This window comes from Sphaerisporangium sp. NPDC049002 (assembly GCF_040649355.1).
Taxonomy (GTDB): Bacteria; Actinomycetota; Actinomycetes; order Streptosporangiales; family Streptosporangiaceae; genus Sphaerisporangium.
Genome location: NZ_JBEZFH010000254.1, coordinates 1 through 9701 on the forward strand (window position 1 = coordinate 1; position 9701 = coordinate 9701).

Below are 9701 nucleotides of genomic sequence, written 5' to 3' on the forward strand. Positions count from 1 at the left end.
CGACGAGCTCGACCGGCGGTTCGGGCACCGGGGGTTCACCGTGACGCCCCGCAGGGGCGAGCTGATCGTGTTCGACAAGCTGGCCCGCCCGCTGGTGAACCACATCCTGCTGCCCGTCCCGACCGCGCGCGGCAAGGGCGTCCTGGTCGCCCCGACCGTGTACGGGAACGTCATGCTCGGGCCGACCGCCGAGGACCTGACCGACAAGACCGACACCGGCTCCTCGTCCGATGGCCTGGCGTTCCTGCGGGACAAGGGCGAGAAGATCATGCCCGCGCTCCTCGACGAGGAGGTCAGCGCGGTGTACGCGGGGCTGCGCGCGGCGACCGAGCACGGTGACTACCAGCTCCGCTCCCATCCCGAGCAGCGGTACGTCTGCGTGGGCGGCATCCGGTCCACCGGTCTGACCGCTTCCCTGGCCATCGCCGAGCATGTGATGGGCCTGCTGGTGGAGGCAGGACTCGCCGCAGGGCCGCGCCGCGAGCTCGAACCACCCCGGATGCCCAACATCGGCGAGGCGTTCCCGCGCCCGTACCAGCGGGCGGACCTCATCGCCGCCGACCCCGACTACGGGCGCATCGCGTGCCACTGCGAGCGGGTCACCCGGGCGGAGATCCGCGACGCCATGGGAAGCGCCCTCCCGCCACGGACCCTCGACGGCCTGCGCCGCAGGACCCGGGCGCTGAACGGCCGGTGCCAGGGGTTCTACTGCGGGGCCGAGGTACGGGAGCTGTTCGACCACCCCCCGGCCGCCTCCACCGGGGGCCAGGTCCACGCGGACGGCGACGGCCACGCACGTACCGGGGACGCGCGCCCGGACACCGAGACGACTTCCGGCGGGACACGCCCATGACGACTCCCGAGATCCCACCCGCCTCCCCAGGCCGCCGCGAGCGGTCCGTCGAGGTCCTCATCGTCGGGGCCGGGCCCGCCGGCCTGGCCGCCGCCGCCGAGCTGGCGCGCGCCGGCGCCGGTCCCGTGGAGGTGATCGACAGGGAGGAGCAGGCCGGAGGCATCCCGCGCCACTCCCACCACACCGGGTACGGGATCCGCGACCTGCACCGCCTGATGACGGGCCCCGCCTACGCCCGGCACTACACCGGGCTCGCCACCGCGTCCGGCGCCACCGTCCGTACGGGCGTGACGGCGACCGGCTGGGCGGGCCCCCTCACGCTGGAGACGACCAGCCCTTCGGGCCTGGAGAGGATCACCGCCCGGGCCGTCGTGCTCGCCACGGGGGCGCGGGAGCGCCCGCGCAGCGCCCGGCTCGTCCCCGGCTCGCGCCCGGCGGGCGTCTACACCACCGGCATGCTCCAGCAGACGGTCTACCTGCGCGGGCAGAGTGTGGGACGCCGCGCGGTGATCGTCGGCGCGGAGCACGTCAGCTACTCCGCCGTGATGACCCTCGACCACGCCGGGGTGAAGGTCGCCGCCATGGTGACCGACCTGCCGCGCCAGCAGTCGTACGCGGCCTTCCGGCTCGGCGCCGGGGTGCGCTACCGGTTCCCCCTGCTCACCGGGACCACGGTGACCCGGCTGATCGGCCGGGGCAGGCTCCAGGGCGTCGAGGTACGGCGTGCCGACGGGCGCACCGAGGTGATCGAGGCCGACACGATCGTGTTCACCGGCGACTGGGTGCCCGACTACGAGCTGGCCAGGCGCGGTGGACTCGCGGTCGACCCGGGGACCCGGGGGCCGTCCGTCGACACCGCCCTGCGGACGTCGGTGCCCGGGGTATTCGCGGCCGGCAACCTCCTGCATCCGGTCGAGACGGCCGACGCGGTGGCGCTCGACGGGCGCCACGTCGCGGGTTCGGTGACCGCGTACCTCTCGGGCGTGCCCGAGGCGGCCGGGGTGCCGGTCCACGTGCGCGAACCGCTCAAATGGGTTGCTCCGGGGCGGGTGGGTCCCGCCGGGCCGCCGCCCCCGCGTGACCGGTTCATCCTGTGGACCGCCCGGTTCGTGCCCAGGCCCGCCGTCGAGATCGTCCAGGACGGGCGGACGCTGCACCGGCAGGTCGCGCGCCGCACGCTCGTACCGAACCGCCCGATCTACATCCCGGCCGCCTGGCGTGCCGCCGTCAACCCCGAGCGAGGGCCGGTCACGATCACCGTCAGGTGATCCGGGACACCGTGGCCAGGGCCTCGCGGGCGAGCTGCAGCTCCTCGCGTGGCCTGACCACCAGCACGGGAACGTCCGCGCCCGGCGCGCTGACGATCATATCGTCGTCCACCTGGTCGCGGGCCGGCGGCACGATGCCGAGGAGCCCGAGCCTCTGGCACACGTCGTGGCGGACCTCCGGCTGGTCCCAGCCGATCTCGCCGGTGAACACCAGCGCGTCCAGCCGGTCGAGGCTGGTCGCGGCGGCGGCCATCTCGCGGCCCACCCTGTGGGCGAACACCGCGAGCGCCAGCGCCGACGCCGGGTCACCGGCGGCCACCAGGTCGCGGGTGTCGCCCGACCTACCGTCCGACAGCCCGAGCAGCCCCGACCTGTGCTGCAGCCCGTCGCTCAGCTCGTCCAGCGTGAGCCGCTCGCCGGACAGCAGCCACAGGAGCATGCCGGGATCGACGCTTCCGGACCGGGTGCTCATGGGCACCCCCTCCAGCGGGGTGAAGCCCATCGAGGTGTCCACGCTGCCGCCGTCGCGCACCGCGCACACCGACGACCCGCCGCCCAGGTGGGCGAGGACCGCCTGCGTCGTCTCGGCCGGGCGCCCGAGAAGCCGTGCCGCCCGCTGAAGCGCCCAGGCGTACGAGAGGCCGTGGAAGCCGTAGCGGCGCAGCCCGTACGTGCTCCGCCAGCCGGCGGGCAGGGCGTACGTCGCGGCGACCTCGGGCATGCGCGCGTGGAAGGCGGTGTCCGGGCACAGCACCTGCGGGACGCCGGGCAACCGGCGCCGGGCGGCCTCGACCAGCGCGAGGGCGGGCGGCACGTGCTGGGGCGCCAGGTCGGCGAACCGCCGCACCGCCTCCAGCACGCCGTCGTCCGCGACCGTCGGAGCGCGTACGGCGTCGCCGCCGTGCACGAGCCGGTGAGCGGCCACGGCGACCTCGCACGGGGGGGCGTCGCCCAGGAATCCCTCGATGGTGCGGTCGATGGCGGACGGGCCGGGGGCCTGCCGCTCGACGTACAGCTCGTGGATCACCTCGTCGTCGCGGACCAGGTCGAGCCGCAGGCTGGAGGACCCGGCATTGACGGTCAGCGCGACAGGGGACACGGTCCGAGGCATCCCCATGCTCACACGTTTAAATCGCTCACAGGAGGTAGCGCTCTAACGACCCGACCACACCTACGAGGGGAAGGCGGCTCGATGGACGCCATCGTGCTCCTGAAGGACGACCACAAGACCGTGGAGAAGCTGTTCAAGCAGTTCGAGAAGGCGGGTGAGCGAGCTTACAAGGAGAAGCGGCAGATCGTCGATCAGATCATCCACGAGCTCACCACCCATGCCTACATCGAAGAGGAGATCTTCTACCCGGAGGCTCGTCAGGACGTCCCCGAGACCACCGACCACGTCCTGGAGAGCGTGGAGGAGCACCACGTCGTGGTGTGGATGCTGTCGGAGCTCAAGGACCTCGACCCCGAGGATGAGCGGTACGACGCGAAGGTGACCGTCCTGATCGAGAACGTCCGCCACCACGTGGAGGAAGAGGAAGAGGAGTGGTTCCCGCAGGTGCGGGAGGCCATGGGCCGCAAGAAGCTCCAGGAGCTGGGCGAGCGGATGGAGAAGGCCAAGGCCGACGCGCCCGGCGACCCCCTCAAGGTGAGGAGCGCCAAGCAGTAGAGCCTGTCGCCGGTATCCGAACCGGTGTCGACGCCGCTGTTCGGGGGCCCATCGGCAGGGAGTCGGGCTAGATCGGGCCGATGCCCCAGCGGTGGGCGACCTCGTCTCCGGGGGCGAGCCGGACGACGTCCTCGCCGGTGCGGAAGGCGTTGGGCGGGCAGCTCATCGGCTCGACGGCGAGCCCGGCTCGGCGCTGCTCTCCGGCCAGGGTGTCGCCCGTGTAGAGCTGGAGCCAGTCGATGCCCTCGGCCCCCCACAGCTCGACGCCGCGTGAGCCGTCCCCGGCGGTGAGCCTGACGCGGACGAGCCCGTCGGCGCCGCGTGCCAGGCCGGTGAACGCGGTGTCGAGCACCGTCTCGCCGATCGGGCGGGCGGTCCTGAAGTCGTACTCGGTGCCCTCGACGTCGCGCCTGCCGACGGGGATCTTGCGTTCGTTCACCGGAAGCCACTGTGCGGCGGGAAGTTCGAGCACGGCGGCGTCGACGGGCTCCCCGAGCGTGAGGTACGGATGGGCTCCGAAGCCGTACGGCGCGGCGGTGTCCCCGACGTTACGGGCGGTCGTCTCGACCGCGAGGCCGTACGGGCTCAGCGTGTAGGTGACGGTGAGGTCGAGGATGTGGGGGTAGCCGATCTGCGGGAACAGCCGCAGCCCGAGCGCCACCGACCCCTCCTCGCGCGCGACGACCCGCCATGGGAACGATCGTGAGAAGCCGTGCGCGGCGTTGCCGGTCCTGGGCTCGGTCAGCGCGAGTTGCCGCTCCTGGCCGTCGAACGTGTACCGCCCGTCCTCGACGCGGTTCGGCCAGGGGATCAGGGGCAGCCCCGCCGAGCCGAACGGGGCGTGGTCCTCGGGGTAGCCGACGATGAGCGGCCGTCCCCCGTGGGTCAGGCTCCGCAGGCCCGCCCCGACCTCGGTGACGACGGCCTGGAAGCCGCCGGCCTCGATGCTGTGCTGGGCCCCGGTAGGCGCGATCGTCGTCACCAGGCAATTGAACACTATGGCGTTACATGTCCGCCGACGTCCCGGCACCGCTGGGGATGTCGCGGTGCCGGGCGCCGGGCGGGCCTGCGGTCAGGGGCTCAGGCGGTGCAGGTCGCGCGGGAACAGGGTGGTCTGGCGGACGTTCGCGGCGCCCGTCAGGCGCGAGGTCCAGCGTTCCAGCCCGATCGCGAAGCCGCCGTGGGGAGGCATGCCGTGGGCGAAGGCGGCCAGGTACCCCTCGTAGGCATTCGGGTCCTCGCCCCGGGCGGACAGGGCGGCCAGGTAGTCGGCGTGACGGTGCAGCCGCTGGCCTCCCGTGACCAGCTCCAGGCCACGGAAGAGCAGGTCGAAACTGCGGGAGTACTCGGGCCTCTCGGGGTCGGGATGGGTGTAGAACGGGCGCTTCACCATGGGATATCCCGTGACGAACAGGAACTCCGAGCCGTGTTCGCGCAGGGCCCACTCGCCGAGCCGGCGCTCGTGGGCGGGCGCGAGGTCGGGCTCGCCGCGCGGGTCCTCCCCGGTGTGGCGGGCCAGGAGCTCCTGCGCGTCCGCGAAGTGGATCGCCGGAATCTCCTCCGGCACGCTCGGGATGGCGATCTCCAGCAGGGCGGTGGCGGCTCCGGCCCGTTCTTCGACGGACGCGTGCATGCCGGCGACGGCCTTCGTGAGCACGGCCATGACGTCGCGATGGTCGCCGACGAAGCCCAGCTCGGCGTCAAGGCTCGTGTACTGGGCGAGGTGCCTGGCCGTGTCGTGCGGCTCCGCCCGGAAGACGGGCCCCACCTCGTACACCCGCTCGAACACCCCCACCAGCGCCTGCTTGAAGAACTGCGGCGACTGGGCCAGGAAGGCGGGCTTTCCGAAGTAGTCGATGCCGAACACGTTGGCGCCCGACTCCGTCGCCGAGGCGACGATCTTGGGCGTGGACGTCTCGACGAACCCCAGCCCGTCGAGCGTGGCCCGGAACCCGGCCACGCCCGCGGCGGCGATCTCGAACGGAGCCCGCAGGCGCGGATGCCGCAGCGCCACCGGGGCGTGGTCGAGGATCGTGGGCAGCGTGCCGCCCACGACGGGCCGGTACAGGTCGAAGGGCGGCGGTTCGACCGGGGCCGAGAGCACCTCGACCGCAGGGCCGACCAGTTCGGCGCCGCCGGGAGCCTGCGCGTTGGCGGCGACCGTTCCCGTCACCTCGATGACGGTCTCCTCGGCCAGGTGCGGGTGGGGTTCGCGCAGGACGACCTGCGCGAGCCCGGAGCGGTCCCTGAGCACGAGGAAGGAGACGGATTTCAGGTCGCGGCGGCGGTGCAGCCAGCCGGCGAGACGGACGTGGTGGCCGACGTGCATGGGCAGGTCGGCGGCGAGAACTCGCGAGATCATTTCACACTCCTGCGGGAATATGAGCGATCCCTTGGGAGCGCGGGGGAGAAGGGGACTCCCGGTGCCACCGCGCTTTCGCCGCCGCCTCGGCGGCGGCCTCGAACGGCCCGATGACGGGGGCCGGCCGGCGGGGCATTGGGCGTTCCGCGCCGTTCCTCCCCGCACTCAGGAGGGTCTTCACCCGGGACGCGAGACCGCCTTCACAGCTGCCGGCGGCTCTCTGGACTCGCGCGACCCCGGAGCTACTCGTCTCCGTCGTCGTGTTGCACAGAATCCTATCTCCCTGATCAGCGTGACTCCCGGTACCCCTGCGGCTAAAAGGCCAGGTGGTGTGTATTTCGGGATGAATTACCGCTTAGGGGGAGGGTGTGCCGTCACTGAGGGGCGGCAGAGGGGTCTTCTTGAGTGAGATGCGGTGTTTGTCTTGAATTAGGCAAAATTCGGGGAAGGAACGGCATGGACGCGATCATCGTGAAGGAGGCGGCCGGCGGCATCGCTTCCGAGGTCACCGAGGAGTGGACCAAACTGCTGCGGCTGCGTGACCATCTGACCGGTCTCGGCGTGGACGCCGACCTCCGGGCCAGCATGCCCGCGCTGCTCGTGCACCGCCCGGACGTGGGCCTGCCGTTGTGGGTCTTCGTGGGGTACGGCGGCGCCTACTACTCCTGGCAGTCCGCCGAGAAGCGGCACCCGGTGACCGACGCCGAGGGCGCGGCGCTGGTGCTCGCCGACTACATCAGCGGAAGGGTCTTCCGCATCTGAGGACGGCATGGCGGGGGTCCCCCGCCTGCCCTCCTGTGGACGACGGCACCTTGTCCACAGCTCGCCTCTTGTCGCCCGTCATGGCGGGCCGATGCTCGTAGAATGACGCGATGACCTCCCCCGACAACGGCCTTGAGGCGAGCGACGCGCTGCGCGTGCTGAACCGCGTCTTCGGCTACAAGTCGTTCCGCGAAGGCCAGCAGGAGATCATCGATCACGTCGTCGAGGGCCGTGACGCGCTCGTGCTCATGCCGACCGGCGGCGGCAAGTCGCTGTGCTACCAGATCCCCGCGCTCGTGCGCGAGGGCGTCGGCGTCGTCGTCTCACCGCTGATCGCCCTCATGCAGGACCAGGTCCACGCCCTCACGGCACTCGGCGTGCGCGCGGGGTTCCTCAACTCCACGCAGGATCCCGACGAGCGGCGGCAGGTCGAGTCCGCCTTCGTGGCGGGCGAGCTCGACCTGCTCTACCTCGCGCCCGAGCGCCTGCGCGTCGACTCGACGCTGCGGCTGCTCGACCGGGGCACGATCTCCCTGTTCGCCATCGACGAGGCCCACTGCGTGGCGCAGTGGGGGCACGACTTCCGGCCCGACTACCTGGCCCTTTCGATGTTGCACGAGCGCTGGCCCGACGTCCCTCGCATCGCGCTCACCGCCACCGCCACCGAGGCCACCCACGCCGAGATCGCCGCCCGGCTCAACCTGCGGGAAGCACGCCATTTCGTGGCCAGCTTCGACCGCCCCAACATCCAATACCGCATCGCGCCCAAGAGCGAGCCCAGGCGCCAGTTGCTCAAGCTGCTGCGCGGCGAGCATCCCGGCGACGCGGGCATCGTCTACTGCTTGTCACGGGCGTCCGTCGACAAGACCGCCGAGTTCCTCGTCGAGAACGGCATCCCCGCGCTGCCGTACCACGCGGGGCTCGACGCGCGCACCCGAGCCGCGAACCAGGCGCGCTTCCTGCGTGAGGACGGCATCGTCATGGTCGCGACCATCGCCTTCGGCATGGGCATCGACAAGCCCGATGTGCGCTTCGTCGCCCATCTCGACCTGCCCAAGTCCATCGAGGGCTACTACCAGGAGACCGGTCGTGCCGGGCGCGACGGCCTGCCCTCCACGGCCTGGCTGGCCTACGGCTTGCAGGACGTGGTGCAGCAGCGCAAGATGATCGACACCTCCGAGGGCGACGACGGTCACCGCCGCCGCCTCGGCGGGCACCTCGACGCCATGCTCGCGCTCTGCGAGACGGTCGAGTGCCGGCGCGTGCGCCTTCTCGCGTACTTCGGGCAGCAGAGCGGCGCCTGCGGCAACTGCGACACGTGCCTGTCGCCGCCGGAGTCCTGGGACGGCACGATCGCCGCCCAGAAGCTCCTGTCCACCGTGGTCCGTCTGGCGCGCGAGCGGCGCCAGAAGTTCGGCGCCGGCCAGATCATCGACATCCTGCTCGGCAAGAGGACCCCCAAGGTCGTCCAGTTCGACCACGACTCCCTGACCGTGTTCGGCATCGGCACCGAGCTGAGCGAGGTCGAGTGGCGTGGCGTGGTGCGCCAGCTCCTGGCCCAGGGCCTGCTCGGGGTCGAGGGAGACTACGGCACGCTGGTGCTCACCGAGGCGAGCGGCGAGGTGCTCGGCAGGCGGCGCGAGGTGCCGCTGCGCCGCGAGCCCGAGCGCCCGGCCAAGCTTCCAGGGGCCGCCAAGACCCGCCGCACGGCCCCCGCCGCCGAGCTGCCCGAGGAGGCCGTGGCCGTCTTCGAACGGCTCCGTGCCTGGCGGGCCGCCACCGCCAAGGAGCAGGGCGTGCCCGCCTACGTCGTCTTCCACGACGCGACCCTGCGCGAGATCGCGACAGGGTCGCCGTCCTCGCTGGCCGAGCTCGGCAAGATGAGCGGTGTCGGCGAGAACAAACTGGCGAAGTACGGCCAGCAGATCCTGGACACCCTGGCGGCGTGACCGGCCGGGGCGTCAGCTCATTCGTCGGTCTTCCTGGCGGCGGCGGTCTCCTCGCCGGCGGTGGTGGGCGCCCAGGGGAGCGCGGGGAGGCCGTGCCGGGTGCGCAGGAGCATCCAGAAGAGCGGGGCCGCGAGCAGGACGCCGACGAGCACCCAGACCGTGACGGTGTTGCCGACGCCGAACATCTTCAGCGCCGAGGCCAGCAGCACGAACGCCAGCGCGCGGCGGATCAGCCCGCCGGGGGCGCGGGAGGAGATCCGCGAGCCGATGTAGACGCCGGGGATGGATCCGACGAGCAGGGCGGCGGTGACCGAGAGCTTGAAGTCGCCGAACAGCAGGTGGCCCAACGCGGCGGACATGACGAGCGGCACCGCCTGCACCAGGTCGGTTCCGACGAGCTGGTTGGCCTTGAGCCGCGGATACACGGCCAGCAGCGCCACGATGATCAGTGAGCCGGAGCCGACGGAGGTCATGCCGACCACCAGCCCGCCCACGACGCCGATCAGGACGGTCGGGACCCGGCGCACGGTGACGGCGGGCAGGCCGGTCGCGGCGGGTTCGCCCGGCTCCGCGGTACGCCGGCCGGTCGCCGCGGTACGGCCCTCGGCCCGGTCCTTCATCGCGAGATAGCCCCGTATGGCAAGGCCCGTCGCGGCGATCAGGAGCGCGACGCCCAGGGCCTTCTGGATCACTTCCTGGACGTCCTGGCCGTCGCCGAACGCCCTGGCGATCAACACGCCGCAGAACGGTTGTGGCTCGCACGCAGATTGGTTGTTTGACCTGCTGTCGTGCTGCTTGCTTTGCTCTCCCTGATCAACGCCGGTTTGTTCGGGTGGGACAT

9 protein-coding genes are annotated in these 9701 nt (G+C 71.9%); 5 read left to right on the forward strand and 4 right to left on the reverse strand.

What is annotated here, in order from left to right:
• Together AB0B89_RS32070 and AB0B89_RS32075 are read left to right on the forward strand one after the other, a co-directional pair.
• A partial coding sequence (locus tag AB0B89_RS32070) for an FAD-dependent oxidoreductase (RefSeq protein WP_358560268.1) occupies positions 1 to 853 on the forward strand: 853 nt, incomplete at its 5' end.
• Positions 850 to 2121, forward strand: a complete 1272-nt coding sequence (locus tag AB0B89_RS32075; protein WP_358560270.1) for an FAD-dependent oxidoreductase — start codon at positions 850 to 852, stop codon at positions 2119 to 2121. The genes AB0B89_RS32070 and AB0B89_RS32075, both read left to right, overlap by 4 nt.
• On the opposite strand, the gene AB0B89_RS32080 is transcribed toward AB0B89_RS32075, so the two are convergent.
• Positions 2114 to 3238: an acetate kinase gene (locus AB0B89_RS32080; RefSeq protein WP_358560272.1), complete on the reverse strand. Its 1125-nt coding sequence runs from the start codon at positions 3236 to 3238 to the stop codon at positions 2114 to 2116. The two genes, AB0B89_RS32075 and AB0B89_RS32080, sit on opposite strands and share 8 nt — an antisense overlap.
• Positions 3239 to 3313: 75 nt before the next feature.
• Between AB0B89_RS32080 and AB0B89_RS32085 the strand changes: the two genes are divergently transcribed.
• On the forward strand, positions 3314 to 3787 hold the full coding sequence (locus AB0B89_RS32085) for a hemerythrin domain-containing protein (protein WP_358560274.1): 474 nt from the start codon (positions 3314 to 3316) through the stop codon (positions 3785 to 3787).
• A 67-nt stretch (positions 3788 to 3854) separates the two neighbouring features.
• Here AB0B89_RS32085 and AB0B89_RS32090 read toward each other — a convergent pair whose 3' ends face one another.
• Together AB0B89_RS32090 and aspS are read right to left on the reverse strand one after the other, a co-directional pair.
• On the reverse strand, positions 3855 to 4769 hold the full coding sequence (locus tag AB0B89_RS32090) for an aldose 1-epimerase family protein (RefSeq protein ID WP_358560276.1): 915 nt from the start codon (positions 4767 to 4769) through the stop codon (positions 3855 to 3857).
• 90 nt (positions 4770 to 4859) lie between these two features.
• Complete coding sequence (aspS, locus tag AB0B89_RS32095; RefSeq protein ID WP_358560278.1) at positions 4860 to 6149, reverse strand: aspartate--tRNA(Asn) ligase; 1290 nt, start codon at positions 6147 to 6149, stop codon at positions 4860 to 4862.
• A 456-nt stretch (positions 6150 to 6605) separates the two neighbouring features.
• Here aspS and AB0B89_RS32100 point away from each other — a divergent pair, with 456 nt between their 5' ends.
• Together AB0B89_RS32100 and recQ are read left to right on the forward strand one after the other, a co-directional pair.
• Complete coding sequence (locus AB0B89_RS32100) at positions 6606 to 6911, forward strand: hypothetical protein (RefSeq protein ID WP_358560280.1); 306 nt, start codon at positions 6606 to 6608, stop codon at positions 6909 to 6911.
• A gap of 110 nt (positions 6912 to 7021) precedes the next feature.
• Positions 7022 to 8860 carry a DNA helicase RecQ gene (gene recQ, locus AB0B89_RS32105; RefSeq protein WP_358560282.1) on the forward strand — a complete coding sequence of 613 codons (1839 nt, stop codon included), beginning with the start codon at positions 7022 to 7024 and terminating at the stop codon, positions 8858 to 8860.
• Positions 8861 to 8877: 17 nt separating this feature from the next.
• Here recQ and AB0B89_RS32110 read toward each other — a convergent pair whose 3' ends face one another.
• Positions 8878 to 9597, reverse strand: coding sequence for a sulfite exporter TauE/SafE family protein (locus tag AB0B89_RS32110; protein WP_358560284.1), 720 nt, complete (start codon positions 9595 to 9597; stop codon positions 8878 to 8880).
• Between the last annotated feature and the right edge of the window lie 104 nt (positions 9598 to 9701).

What these genes read in the sequence shown, in the direction of transcription:
- AB0B89_RS32080 (WP_358560272.1), bottom strand. Translation starts at nt 3,238, where the DNA reads ATGGGGATGCCTCGGACCGTGTCCCCTGTCGCGCTGACCGTCAATGCC.
- AB0B89_RS32085 (WP_358560274.1), top strand. Translation starts at nt 3,314, where the DNA reads ATGGACGCCATCGTGCTCCTGAAGGACGACCACAAGACCGTGGAGAAG.
- aspS (WP_358560278.1), bottom strand. Translation starts at nt 6,149, where the DNA reads ATGATCTCGCGAGTTCTCGCCGCCGACCTGCCCATGCACGTCGGCCAC.
- recQ (WP_358560282.1), top strand. Translation starts at nt 7,022, where the DNA reads ATGACCTCCCCCGACAACGGCCTTGAGGCGAGCGACGCGCTGCGCGTG.
- AB0B89_RS32075 (WP_358560270.1), top strand. Translation starts at nt 850, where the DNA reads ATGACGACTCCCGAGATCCCACCCGCCTCCCCAGGCCGCCGCGAGCGG.
- AB0B89_RS32100 (WP_358560280.1), top strand. Translation starts at nt 6,606, where the DNA reads ATGGACGCGATCATCGTGAAGGAGGCGGCCGGCGGCATCGCTTCCGAG.